The sequence below is a fragment of the Microlunatus phosphovorus NM-1 genome (genome assembly GCF_000270245.1).
GTDB classification, from domain to species: domain Bacteria; phylum Actinomycetota; class Actinomycetes; order Propionibacteriales; family Propionibacteriaceae; genus Microlunatus; species Microlunatus phosphovorus.
This window is the reverse complement of the sequence record NC_015635.1, coordinates 664,758-682,227: the sequence shown is the minus strand read 5'-3', so window position 1 is coordinate 682,227 and position 17,470 is coordinate 664,758. Positions and strand designations below refer to the sequence as shown.

Below are 17,470 nucleotides of genomic sequence, written 5' to 3'. Positions count from 1 at the left end.
GCCACACGCGATCAGCGGAGCCGACTCGCGTGAAGACGGAGTCCCTGGAGCGCAGCCGAGTAGCGAGTGAGGAACCCGTCGCGAGCGACCACGAGGCGAAGCGACGGCTCCGTCTGGACGACTGAGCGGGCAAGACATGTTCTTCGTCTTGCGAGGGAGGGAGGAAGACGGAGTCCCTGGAGCGCAGCCGAGTAGCGAGTGAGGAACCCGTCGCGAGCGACCACGAGGCGAAGCGACGGCTCCGTCTGGACGACTGAGCGGGCAAGACATGTTCTTCGTCTTGCGAGGGAGGGAGGAAGACGGAGTCCCTGGAGCGCAGCCGAGTAGCGAGTGACGAACCCGTCGCGAGCGACCACGAGGCGAAGCGACGGCTCCGTCTGGACGACTGAGCGAGCAAGACACGTTCTTCGTCTTGCGAGGGAGGGAGGAAGACGGAGTCCCTGGAGCGCAGCCGAGTAGCGAGTGACGAACACACTGTCAGTGGGTCGGAGCAGAATGAGACGGACGCAAGCAACCACGGGAGGATCACCATGGCTCTACTCAACCCCTACCTCAATTTCAGCGGTAACACCCGCGACGCGATGGAGTTCTACGCGTCGGTGTTCGGTGGCGAGGTTGACTTCTCCACCTTCGGCGAGATGCCGATGCCCGGTCTGGCCGACGACGACCGAGACCAGATCATGCACAGTCAGCTGAGCACGCCATCCGGCTTCACCTTGATGGCCGCCGACGCCCCGGCGAGCATGGGAATGACGGCCAGCCCCAATGGGACCATCGCCCTGACCGGCGACGAAGTCGATGAGCTGAGTGGCTTCTTCCAGGCACTAGCCGAGGGCGGACGCATCGATCTCCCGCTGGAGAAGGCGCCGTGGGGCGACTACTTCGGCCAGCTGACGGACAAGTTCGGCATCAGCTGGATGGTCAACATCGCCGGTTCGGGAGCAGCCGACGGCTGACGACAGTTACGTCGCGAGTGACGACCAACACAGGCCGGGGCCATGTGCCCCGGCCTGTGTTGGACGCATCGGTTATCCGCCGCTGGTTAGGTCACTAGCCGGCCAGATCACGGCTGATCAGGTCGGTCAGACCGTCACGCCTGCCGACTGGACGACCAAACCGTCGGAGGTTTCGTCGACATCGAAGGTGATCGTGTCGCCGTCGGTGACTACCCCGCTCAGCACGAGTTGAGCCAGTTGGTCCTCGATCGTGGTCTGGATCAGCCGACGCAGCGGACGAGCACCGTAGACCGGGTCGAAGCCGGTCAGAGCCAGCCAGTCCTTCGCGGCCGACGTGACCTCGACGGTGATCCGACGATCGGCCAGTCGGGCGTTCAGCCGGCGCAGGCTGATCTCGACGATCTTGGCCAGATCCTCGGTGTTGAGCGCGTCGAACAGCACGATCTCGTCGAGCCGGTTGAGGAACTCCGGCTTGAAGGCACCACGGACCACGCCCATCACCGCGTCCCGCTTGGTCTCCGGGTTCAGGGTCTGGTCCGCGAGGAACTGCGATCCCAGGTTGGAGGTGAGGATCAGCAGCACGTTGCGGAAGTCGACCGTCCGCCCCTGACCGTCGGTCAGCCGACCGTCGTCGAGCACCTGCAGCAAGATGTCGAAGACCTCGCTGTGGGCCTTCTCGACCTCGTCCAGCAACACGACCGCGTACGGACGGCGCCGCACCGCCTCGGTGAGCTGCCCACCCTCCTCATAGCCGACATAGCCAGGGGGCGCACCGACCAATCGCGCCACCGAGTGCTTCTCGGAGTATTCGCTCATGTCGATCCGGATCATGGCGTGCTCGTCGTCGAACAAGAACTCCGCCAGCGACTTGGCCAGTTCGGTCTTGCCGACGCCGGTCGGGCCGAGGAACAGGAACGATCCGGTCGGCCGGTTTGGATCGGAGATCCCGGCGCGAGACCGCCGTACCGCATCGGAGACGGCCTTGACCGCCTTCTTCTGGCCGATCAGCCGTTCGCCCAGCCGGTCCTCCATGTGCAGCAGCTTCTCGCTCTCGCCCTGCAGCAGCCGACCCACCGGGATGCCGGTCCAGTTGGAGACGACCTCGGCGATGTCGCCCGGGCCGACTTCCTCCGAGACCATCGAGGTCGTCTGGCTCTCGGCTTGGTCCGCACGTGCGAGCTGGTGCTGCAACTCCGGGATCTCGCCATAGTTGATCTCGCTGGCGCGTACGAGGTTGCCCTCCCGCAATGCCCGGTCGGCCTCGATCCGCAGCTCGTCGATCCGAGCCTTCAGATCACCGACCTGGTTGAGACCCTGCTTCTCGGCGTCCCAGCGCGCCTCGAGCCCGCGCAACTCCTCCTGGGCGTCGGCCAGCTCGCTCTCCAGCCGGCGCAGCCGCTCGACCGAGCCGGTGTCGGATTCCTTCTCCAGCGCGAACTGCTGCATCTTCATCCGGTCCACCGTGCGGCGCAGCTGATCGATCTCCTCCGGGGATGAGTCGATCTCCATCCGCAGCCGCGAGGCGGACTCGTCGATCAGATCGATCGCCTTGTCCGGCAGTTGCCGGGAGGTGATGTAGCGGTTGGACAGGCTCGCCGCCGCCACCAGAGCGGCGTCGGTGATCACCACCTTGTGGTGCGCCTCGTACCGCTCCCGCAGCCCGCGCAGGATGGCGATCGTGTCCTCCACGCTCGGCTCACCGACGTAGACCTGCTGGAAGCGGCGCTCGAGGGCGGGGTCCTTCTCGATCCGCTCCCGATACTCGTCCAGGGTCGTGGCACCGATCATCCGCAGCTCGCCACGAGCCAGCATCGGCTTCAGCATGTTGCCGGCATCCATCGAGGAGTCGCCGGAAGCACCGGCGCCGACCACGGTGTGCAGTTCGTCGATGAACGTGATGATCTGGCCCTCGGCGTCGCGGATCTCGGTCAGCACCGCCTTGAGCCGCTCTTCGAACTCGCCCCGGTATTTCGCGCCGGCGACCATCGCCGACAGGTCCAGCGAGACGAGCCGACGTCCCTTCAAGGAGTCGGGCACGTCACCAGCCACCAGCCGCTGGGCAAGTCCCTCCACGACGGCGGTCTTGCCGACGCCAGGCTCACCGATCAGCACCGGGTTGTTCTTCGTCCGCCGGGCCAGCACCTGCACCACACGCCGGATCTCGGTGTCGCGGCCGATCACCGGGTCGAGCTTGCCCTCGCGGGCCTGCTCGGTGAGGTCGACACCGTACTGGTCGAGCGCCGAGGAGGTGCCCTCCGCCTCCTGCGACGTGACCCGCTTGCTACCCCGGGATGCGCTGAACGCCGCGGTCAGACCGTCGGCGGTCACGCGCAGGTCGCTGAGGATCTTCTTGGCATCGGACTGGACCGCGGACAGCGCGATCAGCAGATGCTCGGTGGCGACGTACGCGTCGCCGAGCTGCTCGGCGCGAGTCTCCGCGTCGGCGAGCACCCGGGCGAACGAGCCGGACACGTTCGGTTGGCTGACCGAGGAGCCGCTGGTCGTCGGAAGCTTGGTGATCGCGCCCTGGGCGGCGGCATCGACCACAGCCGGGTCGGCGCCGACCGCAGCAAGCAGCGGTGCGACGGTGTTGCCCGGCACCATCAGCAGGGCGTGCAGAAGATGGACCGGCTCAGCAGTCGGGTTGCCGGCGGTCAATGCGTTGCGCAACGCGGCCGAGACCGCATCGCGACTCTTGGTAGTGAGCTTGTTGGTGTCCATAGAGGTCCTTCGAAGAGTCGAATTCAAAGTTGAGTCTACTACACTCAACCCTTGTCCAGCTGGGCGTATTCCACATTGAGCGAGGTTCGCTCAACCTTGCTGACGGCTCCTTCAACTGACCTGTCGGGTCTGATCAACTGCGGTCGACGGCACCCGTCAGAGATGCCGAAGGAGCACCATCGGTGCCCGTCAGCTCCTCCAGAAGAAGCGAAGCTTGCCTTTCTCGGGGTACTTGGCCGCCAGTTCCGGGAAGTGTGCACGTCGTTCTTTCCGATTCCGTCCTACGTCGGCACCGGCGGGCTCGAAGTCCGGGAAGTCTGCACTCGGTCGATCAGGGAAGGCGTCTACCAGGTCCACGCCGGTGCGAGCTTGGTACACGTCATGGGCCACGGCACCGAATACCTCGCCGGCACCGACATCCTCGCCATCATCGTCTCGGAACTCCAGGGCGGCCAGTCCATGGTCGGCAGACGCGACGACCCCTTCATAGGCAGATCGGCCGCGGGAGATCATCCAGGATCGAAAGTCAGCGAAGACATCTTCGGAAGTGTCACCGATCATGATGTCTGCGGCTCGCCAGATCTCCCAGGTGTACAGCGCGTAGCTAGCACCGGTGTAGGCACTCTCAAACTCCAGTAGCTCCTCGAGAGGCAGTCTGCCGAGCTCACGCCGGAGGACTTCCGCCTGTTCACCGAGCGAATGCGGCGCCTGCTGGCGCGTCAAGTCAACAATTGACCAGAAGCGGTCGACGTTCATGCGGCTCCTCGCAAGGTCAACGACCTGCCAGATGCAGACGTTCGCAGGTCTCCGTATGTGGATGAGGTTTCAGCTGGTGACCCGCGACGGCAGGGCGAGCATTGGCCGCGAGCGCCGGGCACCGGCAGCGCCGAGACCGACGCCGCCAGTGCCATCGGCGGTAAAGACCCGCGACCCGGGTGGGGCGGCATGCACCGCGGCCAGCAGTGCCGTCATGTCGTCCAGCCGTCGTCGCAGCTCGTCCAACTCGTCCTGCATCGCCAGGATCCGCCGGATGCCTTCGAGGTTGACACCCTCGTCCTGGCTGAGCCGCTGCACCAGCCGCAGGCGAGCGATGTCGCGCGCCGAATAGCGGCGACCACGCTTGGCCAGCCGGCGAGGCACCACGAGACCCATCCGGTCGTAGGTCCTCAAGGTCTGCGGGTGCATTCCCGCCAGCTGCGCGGCCACCGAGATCACGAAGACCGGCGCGTCCGAGTCGACCTGCTGGGGCAGCTGGGTTCCCGTCATCGCTTGCTCCCTCACGAGCCTGCGGCGAACAGCTTGGCCCGCGGGTTCTGGGCACCGATCGCGTGCGAATAGTTGTCCAATGCCTCGCGCGCCTCCGGAGTGAGCGAGGATGGGACGACCACCTCGACGGTCACCAGCAGGTCGCCCTTGGTGCCGTCGCGACGGGACACACCCTTGCCGCGGACGCGGAAGGTCCGCCCGTTCGGCGTACCGGCTGGGACCTTCAGCTTGACCGACGCTCCACCCAGGGTGGGCACCTCGATCTCACCGCCGAGCGCGGCCTCACTGAACGTGACCGGGGCCTTCAGGGTCAGGTTGTCGCCCGTGCGTCCGAACACCGGGTGCGAACGGACGTGCACGACCACGTAGAGATCGCCGGCTGCGCCGCCGTTCTCGCCGGCCCCGCCCTTGCCCTTCAGTCGGATCCGCTGTCCGTCGGTGACCCCGGCGGGAATGCGGACCTGCATGGTCTTGGTCGAGCGGCCGCGACCGGAGCCGTGGCAGACCGGGCAGGGATCGTCGACGACCATGCCACGTCCGTGGCAGTCCTTGCAGGGCTCGGTCATCGCGAACACCCCACCAGAGGTGGAGGTCTGCATGCCCGACCCCTGACAGGTAGGACAGACATGCGGCACCGTGCCGGCCTTCGCACCCGTCCCGTGACATGCCTCGCACGGCGCCTCGGAGACCATCTGCATGCCAACGGTGACGCCCTCGATCGCATCGACGAAGTCGACCGTCACCTCGCCCTCGACGTCGCTGCCCCGGCGCGGGCCACGGGAGGTGGAATAGCGCTGCGTACGGGTCTGGCCCTGGTTGAACAAGCCGCCGAACAGGTCACCCAGACCACCGTCACCAGCGTTGCGGAACAGGTCGTCGACCGACGGACCCGCCTGGCCGCCGCCGCCCCCGCCACGCGGGAACCGGAAGCCGCCACCACCGAAGAGGCTGCGGGCCTCGTCGTACTCCTTGCGCTTCTTGGCGTCGGACAGCACATCGTTGGCCTCGGAGACCTCCTTGAACCGCTTCTCGGCCTCCGGATTGCCAGGGTTCTGGTCAGGGTGGTTCTCCCGAGCCAGTTTGCGGTACGCCTTCTTGATCTCCTCCGGCTTGGCGTCCTTCGCCACCCCGAGGACCTTGTAGTAGTCCTTCTCCAGCCAGTCCTTGGTGCTCATGGGCGCCTCCTCTCGGGAATCTCGGCGTCGATCGTGGGATCGGTGATGATCAAGTGTGTCTTGGTTCGGTCGATTTCGGTGAGGTGAATGACCCGGTGTCGGGTGACCCGCCGGCCACCCGACACCCGCGTACGGTCACTGCTCGTCGTCGGCAGTCGGCGCATTGGGCGCCTCCTGGGACTCGGCCTGTGCGGCCGGAGCATCGGGGTCGGGCTCGGCGACGGCCACCCGGGCCGGTCGCAGGATCCGCTCGCCGATCCGGTAGCCGGGCTGCAGGATCTGCACGCAGGTGGGACCGTCGATCCCGTCGGCGTGCGCGTGCATCAGCGCCTCGTGGATGTGCGGGTCGAACGGCTCACCTGCGGTGCCGTAGCTCTCCAGCCCGTGCCGCGCGGTGACCCGCTCGATCTCGTCGGCGACGGCCTTGAAACCACCGGTCACCTCGCCGTGCTCCCGCGCGGAGCCGATGTGATCCAGGACCGACATCAGATCCTTGAGCACCGCCTCGATCCCGCCCTTGCGAGCAACATCGCGATCGCGGTCCACCCGGCGCTTGTAGTTGACATACTCCGCTTGCAGCCGCTGGAGGTCGGCGGTGCGCTCACCGAGCTGGGTCTTCAGACCGGCGATCTCCTCGGCTGCGGCGGTGCCGGCCGCCGTCTCCTCCAGGTCGCTCGGACCTGACGGAGCCCCTGGGCCGGGAGCCGCGGCCTGCGGCTCCCGCACCTGGTAGGTCTCCGGGTCGATCCGACGCCGATCCCGGATGGTCGGTCCGGTGTTCTCGGTCTCGGAGAATTCGCTCACTTGGTCCCCGTGTTCTCGTCGTCCACGATCTCGGCGTCGACCACGTCGTCATCGGAGCTGCCGTTACTGTCCGCGCCGCCCGAGTGCTGACCGTCAGCAGACGGCGCCTCGGACTGAGCGGCCTGCGCTGCCGCATACATCGCCTGGCCCAGCGCCGCACTGGTGGAGTTGACCTTCTCGACGGCGGCCTTCACCGCGTCGTTGTCCTCACCCTCCAAGGCGGTCTTCAGTTCGGCAATGGCCTCCTCGACCGGCTTCCTCACGTCGTCGCCGATCTTGTCGCTGTTCTCGGCGATCAGCTTCTCAGTGCGGAAGACCAGGTTGTCGGCCTCGTTGCGGAGCTCGACCCCCTCGCGCCGCTTGCGGTCCTCCTCGGCGTGCGCCTCGGCCTCCTTGACCATCCGGTCGATGTCGTCCTTGCCCAGCGCGGAACCGCCGGTGATCTGCATGGACTGTTCCTTGCCGGTGGCCAGATCCTTGGCATGCACGTGCACGATGCCATTGGCGTCGATGTCGAAGGCGACCTCGATCTGCGGCACGCCACGCGGAGCCGGCGGCAGACCGGTCAGCTCGAAGTTGCCGAGCGACTTGTTGTCCCGGGCGAAGTCACGCTCGCCCTGGTAGACCTGGATCATCACCGACGGCTGGTTGTCGTCGGCGGTGGTGAACACCTCCGAGCGCTTGGTCGGGATCGTGGTGTTCCGCTCGATGATCTTGGTCATCACGCCGCCCTTGGTCTCGATGCCGAGGCTCAGCGGGGTGACGTCGAGCAGCAGGACGTCCTTGACCTCACCCTTCAGCACGCCGGCCTGCAGGCTGGCGCCGAGGGCGACGACCTCGTCCGGGTTCACGCCCTTGTTCGGGTCCTTGCCACCGGTCAGCTCCTTGACCAGGTCGACGACGGCCGGCATCCGGGTGGAGCCGCCGACCAGGATGACGTGGTCGATCTGCCCGACGCTGATCTTGGCGTCGGAGATCACCGCGTTGAACGGCGCGCGGCAGCGATCCAGCAGGTCGGAGGTCAGCCGCTGGAACTCCGAGCGGGTGAGCTTCTCCTCCAGGTGCAGCGGGCCGGACTCACCGAGGGTGATGTAGGGCAGATTGATCGAGGTCTCGCTCGCGCTGGACAGCTCGATCTTGGCCTTCTCGGCGGCCTCCTGCAGCCGCTGACGGGCGATCTTGTCCTTGCTCAGATCGGTGCCGTTCTTGTTCTTGAACTGCTTGACCAGCCAGTCGACGATCCGGGCGTCCCAGTCGTCACCACCGAGCCGGTTGTCGCCCTTGGTCGCCTTCACCTCGAAGACGCCGTCGCCGATCTCCAGCAGCGACACGTCGAACGTGCCACCACCGAGGTCGAAGACCAGGATGGTCTGCTCCTTGTCGCCCTTGTCCAAGCCGTACGCCAGCGCGGCCGCGGTGGGCTCGTTGATGATCCGGTCCACGGTCAGACCGGCGATCTCACCGGCCTCCTTGGTGGCCTGCCGCTCGGCATCAGAGAAGTATGCCGGGACGGTGATGACCGCATTGGTCACCTGCTCACCCAGGTAGGCCTCAGCGTCCCGCTTCAGCTTCTGCAGCACGAACGCGCTGATCTGCTGGGGACGGTAGGTCTTGCCGTCGATCTGGACGGTCCAATCAGTGCCCATGTGGCGCTTGACCGAGCGGATGGTCCGATCGACGTTGGTAACGGCCTGCCGCTTGGCGACCTCGCCGACCAGCACCTCGCCGCCCTTCGCGAACGCGACAACGGACGGAGTGGTGCGGGATCCCTCGGCGTTGGGGATGACGGTGGGCTCTCCACCTTCGAGCACGGCGACGACGGAGTTGGTCGTCCCGAGGTCGATGCCGACTGCACGAGCCATAGTTCTGTGATCCTCCGGTGTGGAAGTAGTGGTTTCCTTGAGTCTGTAGGGCTCAACTTACACGTTGAGTGTACTAGGCTCAACCCTGGGCCTCCCCGGAGTATTCCACCCTGAGCGGGATCGACTCAACCTTTCTTCTGGCGGTGGGCTCGGGTCCTGGGGTGGTGGCCGCGACTGCGACCGACGGCAGGGTGACCGCTTCCCGTGAAACGATGCCGCGCGTGCACTCGGTCCTGTTGACTACGCAAGGGTTCAGTTGCTGGTCGTGCTTCAAGTGCCGAGGCACACGACGGAACGACCCGGATCGCTGCCGACATGTCTGACCATCCAGCCCCAGGGATGGACTGGGTGCCAAGATTTCATGTAGGGGATTGAGGAGCAGGGGTGGGATCTTCGAGTGCTGACGTTCAGTCGTGGCTTGCCGCCTCCGCGCAGCGGCACAGCATCGCGGTCTCAGTGGCGAGTGCACTCCTGTACGCACTGAGCTGTCTGCTGATTGCACTTGCAAGCCCGCTCAGCGACAGGGTCGATCTGCAGCAACTGGGCTGGGGCGTTGGGTGTTTCGCCCTCGCCGCGGGCCTCGGTGTCATCCGCGAGTGGGCGCAACGGTGGGTCGACCGAGGTCAGATTGTCGCTGCAGCCCAGTTCCGCACCGCCGTAAAGGATGCCTTGCGACCTGTGGCCACTCTGATTGCTCAGATGCAGACCATGAGACGCGGAACTGGACGTACTCAGCGACTCGATGTTGTCGCAACGCAGGTGGTCGGCTCGATGCAGCTACTGCTCACCGATGTCGTCGGCTTGCGTACCGTCGTCTACAAGTTGTCTGATCCCGACCGTTTGACCCCAATCGCGGCACTTGGTCGCGAGGACGAGCCGGCCCGGGAGTTCGTGCGACATCCGGCTGGAGAGCCTGACCCTGCATTCGAAGCGCTCGAGAACAACCGATCTCAGTTAGTCCCTGACATCCGGGTCGAGAAAGCGCAGGGTCGGCGGCAACATGGTGTGGATCACGGCTACCTGACCTACATCTCGGTCCCCATCGTGGTGGGCAGCACAGGTTACGGCATGCTGACGCTGGATGCACCGTAACCCGACTCCTTCACCGATACTGACCTGAAGTTGTGCGAGTTCGTTGCGGAACTTCTGGGGATCGCGTTCGTATCAGCAGATCCCGCACCGCGGCGCGATGAGAGCCGAAAAGGCAGTTCCTAGAGGCAGTGTCACTGGCAGGTGTCATAGTTGCTATGTCAGCGTTGCTACAGCAGCAGCGCCGTAGGTAGGAGTCGCAGAGATGACCACGATCCAAGTCAAGAACGCACGGTCAGCAGACGTCCAGGACTACTCCGCTCCCGCGCTCAGAGAGAAGATCAACCAAGCGTCCCGCAAGCAGGTGCGTTCAGAGGAGCAGACGCTCGTTCGGCGGCTCATGCGGTCACGCTCCAAGAAGTAAGAACTGGATAACCCGCACCAGCTTCGATCCAACCTCGTCGCGTTCCCAGGCTGACGTCCGAAGATGCGTGCGACCACATGACCGAACTGATCGATGGACACTCTGATTGCGCTCCTTGACGACGGGTGTGACTGGACCCCGGAATGCTGCGGCGGAAGATCGGTCACCGGCTCGGGGCCGACGATCCAAGCGGGCGTCCTCAGCGAGGTTTCGGCCTAGGGCGAAGCCACGCAGACTCCAAGCACACGGGTCGGCCACGCCAACGCGGACGTACTTCGTCGCGACGGAGAGCGTGGACAGTGCAGGTCGTCGACAAGTGCACATCGTTGACGACCTGCATCAGTAGCGGCGTTCTCCGACCTGCAATCGCCACTACGCGCCGCGGCTCGGGCGACGCCAGTCATGCACCGGGTGCCACTGCAGCAACCTCTGCGCAGCGGAACTGTCGAGTAGGGCAGCGAACGGCTGAGCTGCATACCGTTCCATCCCCGTCACCGGAACATCCGGCAGCAGCCGCCCAACGAGCGTGAGGCTGTCCTCGGCGGCTGAGCTGATGTCGTTGGCGCAGACCAGCAACCGGTGATGACCGCTCAACCCGGGCACCTTGAGCGCCGCCACCACGGCAGAGGCGAGGTCACGTACGTCGACGAAAGCGCCGTACTCCCAGATCGGCAACCATTCCGACTCAGCCCGTTCCGCACGCGCTGCCTTGACAAAGGTGTAGGTCTCGGCGTTGAACACCCCTGGAGGGCGAAGACACACCGTTGGGGTGCCTGTCATCCGAGTGAAGGCTGCGCAAAGATCCTCGCCGGCGAGCTTCGACCAGGCGTAGGGACTGCGGGGAGTCACCGGATGACGATCGTCGATCGGTAGGTACTCCGGCTTGCCCTGCCCCATGAAGCAGCCAAGAACGTCCACGCTGGACATGAAGACAACCCGCTCCACGCCGCTGGCAGCAGCCAACGCCAGGAGTTGGCTCGTTCCGCCCACATTTGTGGCCATCACGCGGTCGATGTCCCCGGTAGTCGCTGGCGTCAATGGATCAGCCTCAACAGGCTCGTCGTCCACTGCGGCCAGATGCACCACGCTGGCGCAGCCTCGCACTCGCTCCCTGACCGTGTCAGTATCAGTGAGGTCAGCGCCGTCGACCACGTCCAAACCAACAGCCACCAGGTCGGCAGCCTCCAGCGCTTCGACCACTGCTCGTCCGACGAGTCCGCGATGACCGGTGACAAGGACACGCCGGCCGGCATCACGTCCTGTTCCAGCCACAATCACGCTCTCAGCATGCCCGATACCATCCGTACGTTGAGGTCCGCATCCGATCCTCGGCGGTCACTGATCGTCGTACGACCTCAACGTCGAACTCGAGAAACGTTCCCGCGGGAACGTCGGCCACGACATACCCAAGCAGCGCGCGGCACGAGTCTCGGGCGCCAGACGCTTCCCTGCCCGGAATCGCTGGCCGGACTAAGAGAAGCCGCCGCCGCGCTACGCGGGTCCTTCACACCGACAACTGAAAGGATCGCGCCGTGGACCTTGCCAACCTCAGTGAGGACCTCACTGCCGTCTCAACGCACTACGCGGATCGGTACAACATCGATCAGAGCGACGACTGGCTCATGCTCAAACTGCAAGAGGAGCTCGGCGAACTGACCCCGGCGTATCTCGCGTTGACGGGCAGGACACGCGACCGGGGCCGATCCGCTTCGGAGGCACGGTCCCAGTTCGAGGACGAACTCACTGATGTGATCGGGCACGCACTGCTGATCGCCCAGCGGTTTGAGGTCGACCTTGACGTCGCGTTCAGCCGTAAGTGGCTGGCCTACCCATCCGATTGAGGCGAGGGCCTACCTCACGCAGACGGCGCGCAACCCGAGAGTGCAGTCGATAGGTAGCGTTACGGCTGTGATCAGGGATGCCGCACCTGGAGACTTCGAGGCAGTGATGCGGCTCTACCGCCAACTGAACCCCGATGATCCGATCCTGACCGATGGATCGGACCGGGTCGCATTTGAAGCGATCCTCTCGGCACCCAACTTGAGGCTGCTGCTGCTCGAGGTCGACGGTGAGGTCGTCGCCACCACATATCTCAATGTGATACCGAACCTGTCGCGACGTGCCGCTCCCTATGCCGTCATCGAGAACGTCGTGGTCGACGAGGATCGACGCGGCACGGGACTCGGGAAGAAGATCATGGCAACGACGCTCGAACAGGCATGGGCAGCAGGGTGCTACAAGGCGATGCTGATGACCGGTTCCAAGCGGCCATCGACGCATGCCTTCTACCGAAGCCGCGGATTTGACCCCGATGCAAAGACTGCCTATCTGGCCAGACCTGGTTCCTGAGACAGACCGGGTTCCTGAGAGAACCTGAGGAAACGTTCCCGCGGGAACGCCCAGAAGACGTCTCCGACGTGACCCAGCTCAAGCCTCCGCCGGGTCGAGGTCGTCGACCTCCCGTACTCGCAGCACCGGCGTGCCCAGCAGCCAGAGGAACGCCAATGAGCCGCCAACCGCAGAGATCGCGATGACGGGGCCCAGACCGACGAGCTGGGCGAGCCCGCCACCGATCGCCGCACCCAGCGGACGGATTCCGTAGTTGATGGTGCCGAACACACCCGTGACTCGGCTTCGCATGCCGTCCGGGATCACCGCGGTCTGGACGGAGTTGAGATTGATGTCGAACAACATGACGCCGGCTGAGCTGACGAACTGAACCGAGGCTAGGGCCGCACATTTGGTCACGGTTGATCCGGAGATCAACGGGAGAAACAGGAACGGTGCGCTGAACGCCACCGAGCCGACGGCGATCGTGACACCGGTGCCGATCCGCCGTGCCAGCGGGGCTGCCAGGGTCGCGCCGAGAAGACCGCCGACGGCGCCAACCCCGAAGGCAAGCCCGATCGCGCCGGGCGACAGGCCCAGATGCCGACTGGCGAACAAGATCAGCACTGCGAAGAGGATGAAGGAGAAGAAGTCGCAGGTCGTCACGCACCTGAGTGCTGGCCACAGGTAGGGCTGACGAACAACGAACTGCAGACCAGATCGGATGCGTCGCACCAGCGACCCCGCGTCCTGGGTGCCAACCGGGCTCTCGTCGACGTGCACACTTCTGATCGCGCATGCAGAAACCAGGAACGACACGGCGTCGATGACCATCGCAATCGGTGCCGTCAGAGCCTGAATCAATGTGCCGCCCAGCGCGGGACCGACGATGAACGACGCCGAACGGCTCCCACTCAGCAGCGAGTTGGCTTCGACATAGGCGCTCTTGGGCACCAGTCGTACGAAGAATGGCTGGCTGGAGGTCGCGAATAGCACACCGCCGGCACCCTGAACCAGTGCTACGGCATACAGCTGTGCCATGGTCACCTCCGCGACCAGGTAGGTGATCGGCAGGCTTGCGATCGCTGCTGCCTGGATCAGGTTGGCGATCACCATCAGCCGCTTCTTGCTCGGCCGGTGCTCGACCCATGCCCCGACGACCACCGACAGCAGATTCGGCGCCCAGACGGCGGCGACCAGGAGCCCGACCTGGATGGCACTGGCCTGCAGCATGCTTACCGCGATCAGCGGCAGCGCCAGCTCCGAGATCCGATCGCCCATCGTCGAGACCGCGTCGCCCGCCCAGTAGGTGGTGAAACGCCGGTCGCGCCAGAGCCGCCGAGGAGCGGCAGCACGAGTCACGACTGCTCGGAGTCAGACTCAAGCTCAGGCATGGTGTAGCGCAAGATCCGGACGTCTCGAGTGTCAGCCGGCCACTCATCTGCCGATGCATCACGTCGCAGCACGTACGGGGCGAGGAGTCTCTCGATCGCGAGCCCGATCGACTCCAGCTCCGCAGGTGTCACCGCGATGAGAGTGCTGGCGCGTCCGGACAGTCTGCGCCAGGTGGGCTCCAGGTGGGGTTCGACCTCGGCCCGCCAGCGCCCAGGGAGATCTCCATCAAGCTGTTCCAAGACCCCGGTCAGCGCCCGGGCGGCATCGGCCGAGTCGTCGTCGACGGCCGTGAAACGGAATCCGCTGACGGCCTCCCACCACCGTTGGCGACCCGGTCCCTGCCGGGCTGCGTCCTTCACCAGCCGGTGTTCAGCAAGATGACGCAGGTGCCAGCTGGCCACCGAGGGGCTCACACCCACGTGCGCCGATAGACCCGTCGCCGTGTCGGGACCATGCCGCTGCAGCCGGAGCAAGATGGCGAGCCGTGTGGGGTGGGCAAGGGCCCGCATGCCGTGGGCATCAAGCTCGATGTCGCCATAGAGATTGTCATCTGCAGCCATGAAAGAACTCAATCGAAAGATTCCTCTCATCAGCAGCTCGCCTGGATCGCCAAGCTCGGTGGCCACCAACGGCAATCGGCGGACTCGCTTGGAAAGAGCGGACGAACCGTGTGAAAGATCTGATGCGAGATGCACCAGATCCTTCTCAACACCAGGCCGGCAACACCGGGTGATTGGACCGGAACCGGTCAGCTGGGTCGTCCGCACGGCGACAAAGGGGCAATTTAGGTTAGGCTGCCCATCGTGACAGGCGGCGACCAGCTGAAGGTCGACAGGATCTCCTCGACCGAGGAGGGCGAGACGACCGAGGTCGTGCTCGGCGATCCGAGCGCCGGCCGCAACGTGCTCGCCATAGCGATCGGTCTGGTTGTGCTGATCGGGGCGTTCACACTCAGCCTGTTCGTCGGCTCTGGGTCCATCTCAGCCCGCGAGGTCATCGACGCGGTAACCGGCGACGGCCAGACGACGACCGAACTGCTGGTTCGCGACTTCCGCCTGCCGCGCACCGTGTTGGCCGTGCTGGTCGGACTGGCCCTGGCGTTGTCCGGTGTGGTCATGCAGGCGCTCACCCGAAATCCGCTCGCCGATCCCGGGCTGCTGGGAGTGAGCGCCGGTTCCTTCTTCTTCATCGTGGTGGGCTCAGCCTTCTTCAGCGCCACCAGCGTGACCGGGCAGGTCGCCTGGGGCATCGCCGGCGCCGGTGTCGCGGCGTTCGTGGTGTATGTGCTCGGCACCACCGGTCCGGGCGCCGGCACCCCGGCCAAGCTGGTGCTGAGTGGTGTGGCGATCGGTGCCGTGCTCTCCGGCGTGAGCCAGGCCATCAGCCTCGCCCACCCGACCACCTTCGACAAGCTTCGGTTCTGGGCCGCCGGTTCGCTGCAGGGACGGTCTTGGGAGTCGGTGTCGGTGGTATGGCTGCTGATCCTGCTCGCCGCCGTCGGCGTCGTTCTGCTGTCCAGCTCGTTGAACACCCTGAGCATTGCCGAGGTGGTCGTCGCGCACCTGTAAGGGGTTGGCATAGCTGTAGCGCTGCCCATCCAGCGAGATGCCGGCGAGGAACGCGTTGTAGAGCGTGCGTTCGAGCAGGTCGGCATACTTCGCCTCGCCGGTGATCAGCAGCAGCCGCTGGCAGAGCATGATCGAGGCGATGGCGGCACACGTCTCGCAATAGCTGCGTTCATTCGGCAGCTCGTACGGGTCCCCGAACGCCTCGTCGGAATGGTGCGCACCGACACCGCCGGTCAGGTAGGTCTTGGTGGCGACCATCTCGGTCCACAGCCGCTCGGCCGCCGTTCGCCAGCTGACGTCGCCGGTCTCGGCGTACAGATCGGCCACGCCGGCGAGCAGATAGAGCTGGCGAACCGCATGGCCAGCCACCCCCTCGGCCTCGCGTACAGGTCGGTGATCCTGCCAGTACTGGGCGCCGAAGCGACCTGCGCCGAGCAGGCCGTGCCCGCGGCGGTCGATGAAGTAGGCAGCGGTCTGCAGGTAGGCCGGCTCCCCCGTCTCCCGGTACAACTCGACCAGGGCAGTCTCGATCTCGGGGTGACCGCAGATGCCGTCGATCTGGTCCGGCCCTGCCTGGTTCGACTCGTCCTGGCCCGACCCGGCGCCGAAGCTGCGGACGACCAAATCGGCGACCCGGCGCGCTACCTCGAGCAGGCCTTCGTCCCCGGTGGTGCGACGCACCGCGACGGCGGCCTGGATCAGGTGGCCGGCGCAGTAGAGCTCGTGCCCCCAGTGGAGCTGGACGAAGCGTTCGCCGGGGAACTCGACCTGGAAGTAGGAGTCGAGGTAGCCGTCGTCCTGCTGCGCCGCCCGGAGCAGCAGCTCGCTCTCGGCCAGCAGCGTACGCAGCCGGCCGGCGCTCGCCGGATCCAGCTCAGGATCCGCCAGGACCCACCCGACCGCTTCGAGCCATTTGTAGACGTCGCTGTCCAGGAACGGCAGCTCGGAGACGTACCCGCCGTCGACCAGCCCCGCAGCGAGGCGGAGGTTGTGGATATTGCCGGCATCGTTCAGGCGCTGCCATGCCTCGGGCACGCTGACTTCTCGGTTGATCCGGCGGCGCAGTGCCCACAGGCCTCCGGTGATGGCTCCGCGCGAGGCAGGGCGGCGCAGGACCGCGGCATCACGAGTGGGCTGGATCGGGCCGCGCGCATCCTCCATATCCAGAACCTAAGCAGGCCGGCGTGATCACCTTCAGCAGGGTCGGCGTGGCGGACGGCGTGGTGCCCCGGAATCCGGCATCAGGGTGCGTAGCGTAAGCGCCAGCATCGATCTCGAAGGAAAGACAGCGCCATGAATGCCTTCACTCAGGTTCTCCACGACATCACCCTGCTGCTGATCCGCATCGGTCTCGGCGGACTCATGTTCTGGCACGGCTTCACTCGGTGGCTGTTGACGCCCGATGGTGTGACGAAATATGTCGACTACCTCGGCCAGTTTGCGGTGCCGTACCCGATCTACGCCAGCTGGGGGGTCACCATCCTGGAGCTCGTCGGCGGCATCTTCTTGATCCTCGGCGCCCTGACCCGGATCGTTGCTCTGCTGGCTCTGGTCCAGCAGGCGCTGTCGATCTCCTACACCAACTACTGGCGCGGACCGAACCTGCTCGATCAGGCCGGCACCTATGTCGGTGGCTGGGAGTACAACGTGACTCTCGGGCTGCTGGCCCTGGTCCTGGTGGCCTTCGGGCCTGGCCGCGCGGCTATCGATCGCCTGTTCCGTCGCCCGAAGGACGCCGAGGCGGAGGACGACGACACCGCGACCGGCACCACCTCCTCGTCCACGAACTCTCCCTCGATGGTGAGCGCCTCGTCCTCAACCTGGTGAGCCACTGCCGGGGTGTCCTCCTGTGACACCCGGACGCCGAACTCGTTCCCCCAGAACCCACCGGCCCCGGACCGTTCGTACGGTCATCGGGGCCGGTGGCGTTTCCGCGTCGGTT

General features: G+C 65.5%; 15 protein-coding genes and 1 pseudogene. 6 read left to right on the top strand and 10 right to left on the bottom strand.

From position 1 onward, the window contains the following. The first annotated feature begins 530 nt into the window (after positions 1–530). Positions 531–956, top strand: a complete 426-nt coding sequence (locus MLP_RS02965; protein WP_013861521.1) for a VOC family protein — start codon at positions 531–533, stop codon at positions 954–956. Positions 957–1,082: 126 nt separating this feature from the next. Here the strand turns inward: MLP_RS02965 and clpB are convergent, their stop codons facing one another. The 6 genes from clpB to dnaK all read right to left on the bottom strand — a co-directional run bounded on the left by clpB (position 1,083) and on the right by dnaK (position 8,784). Beyond that, the gene (gene clpB / locus MLP_RS02960; protein ID WP_013861520.1) at positions 1,083–3,677 is read right to left on the bottom strand and encodes an ATP-dependent chaperone ClpB; all 2,595 of its coding nucleotides are present in this window, start codon (positions 3,675–3,677) and stop codon (positions 1,083–1,085) included. A 189-nt stretch (positions 3,678–3,866) separates the two neighbouring features. Continuing rightward, positions 3,867–4,433: a DUF4240 domain-containing protein gene (locus tag MLP_RS02955; RefSeq protein ID WP_013861519.1), complete on the bottom strand. Its 567-nt coding sequence runs from the start codon at positions 4,431–4,433 to the stop codon at positions 3,867–3,869. Between the two features lie 69 nt (positions 4,434–4,502). Next, positions 4,503–4,943 carry a heat shock protein transcriptional repressor HspR gene (locus MLP_RS02950; protein WP_041789659.1) on the bottom strand — a complete coding sequence of 147 codons (441 nt, stop codon included), beginning with the start codon at positions 4,941–4,943 and terminating at the stop codon, positions 4,503–4,505. Positions 4,944–4,954: 11 nt separating this feature from the next. After that, a complete protein-coding gene (gene dnaJ, locus MLP_RS02945) occupies positions 4,955–6,118 on the bottom strand; it encodes a molecular chaperone DnaJ (RefSeq protein WP_013861517.1) in 1,164 nt (387 codons plus the stop codon). A 135-nt stretch (positions 6,119–6,253) separates the two neighbouring features. Beyond that, the gene (grpE, locus tag MLP_RS02940; protein WP_013861516.1) at positions 6,254–6,922 is read right to left on the bottom strand and encodes a nucleotide exchange factor GrpE; all 669 of its coding nucleotides are present in this window, start codon (positions 6,920–6,922) and stop codon (positions 6,254–6,256) included. Beyond that, a complete protein-coding gene (gene dnaK, locus MLP_RS02935; RefSeq protein ID WP_013861515.1) occupies positions 6,919–8,784 on the bottom strand; it encodes a molecular chaperone DnaK in 1,866 nt (621 codons plus the stop codon). The genes grpE and dnaK overlap by 4 nt, the downstream gene beginning before the upstream one ends. Positions 8,785–9,168: 384 nt before the next feature. On the opposite strand from dnaK, the gene MLP_RS02930 reads away from it, so the two are divergent. After that, entirely contained in the window at positions 9,169–9,876 is a 708-nt protein-coding gene (locus MLP_RS02930) for a hypothetical protein (RefSeq protein ID WP_013861514.1), read from the top strand. A gap of 733 nt (positions 9,877–10,609) precedes the next feature. On the opposite strand, the gene MLP_RS02925 is transcribed toward MLP_RS02930, so the two are convergent. Next, positions 10,610–11,515 (bottom strand): NAD-dependent epimerase/dehydratase family protein, encoded by a 906-nt coding sequence (locus MLP_RS02925; protein WP_197536493.1) that lies wholly within the window; start codon positions 11,513–11,515, stop codon positions 10,610–10,612. Between the two features lie 254 nt (positions 11,516–11,769). On the opposite strand from MLP_RS02925, the gene MLP_RS02920 reads away from it, so the two are divergent. Together MLP_RS02920 and MLP_RS02915 are read left to right on the top strand one after the other, a co-directional pair. Further along, positions 11,770–12,078 (top strand): nucleoside triphosphate pyrophosphohydrolase family protein, encoded by a 309-nt coding sequence (locus MLP_RS02920; RefSeq protein ID WP_013861511.1) that lies wholly within the window; start codon positions 11,770–11,772, stop codon positions 12,076–12,078. Positions 12,079–12,118: 40 nt separating this feature from the next. Next, positions 12,119–12,586, top strand: coding sequence for a GNAT family N-acetyltransferase (locus MLP_RS02915; RefSeq protein WP_013861510.1), 468 nt, complete (start codon positions 12,119–12,121; stop codon positions 12,584–12,586). A 78-nt stretch (positions 12,587–12,664) separates the two neighbouring features. On the opposite strand, the gene MLP_RS02910 is transcribed toward MLP_RS02915, so the two are convergent. Both MLP_RS02910 and MLP_RS02905 read right to left on the bottom strand, forming a co-directional pair. Beyond that, positions 12,665–13,927, bottom strand: coding sequence for an MFS transporter (locus MLP_RS02910; RefSeq protein ID WP_013861509.1), 1,263 nt, complete (start codon positions 13,925–13,927; stop codon positions 12,665–12,667). After that, positions 13,924–14,520 carry an ArsR/SmtB family transcription factor gene (locus MLP_RS02905; protein ID WP_041789656.1) on the bottom strand — a complete coding sequence of 199 codons (597 nt, stop codon included), beginning with the start codon at positions 14,518–14,520 and terminating at the stop codon, positions 13,924–13,926. The genes MLP_RS02910 and MLP_RS02905 overlap by 4 nt, the downstream gene beginning before the upstream one ends. Before the next feature lie 243 nt (positions 14,521–14,763). On the opposite strand from MLP_RS02905, the gene MLP_RS29415 reads away from it, so the two are divergent. Next, complete coding sequence (locus MLP_RS29415) at positions 14,764–15,528, top strand: iron chelate uptake ABC transporter family permease subunit (protein WP_013861507.1); 765 nt, start codon at positions 14,764–14,766, stop codon at positions 15,526–15,528. On the opposite strand, the pseudogene MLP_RS02895 reads toward MLP_RS29415, so the two are convergent. Further along, positions 15,520–16,689: pseudogene (locus MLP_RS02895) on the bottom strand (glycoside hydrolase family 127 protein); the annotation flags it as partial. The gene MLP_RS29415 and the pseudogene MLP_RS02895 sit on opposite strands and share 9 nt — an antisense overlap. 132 nt (positions 16,690–16,821) lie before the next feature. On the opposite strand from MLP_RS02895, the gene MLP_RS25965 reads away from it, so the two are divergent. After that, on the top strand, positions 16,822–17,355 hold the full coding sequence (locus MLP_RS25965; protein ID WP_013861505.1) for a DoxX family protein: 534 nt from the start codon (positions 16,822–16,824) through the stop codon (positions 17,353–17,355). The last annotated feature ends 115 nt before the right edge of the window (positions 17,356–17,470 follow it).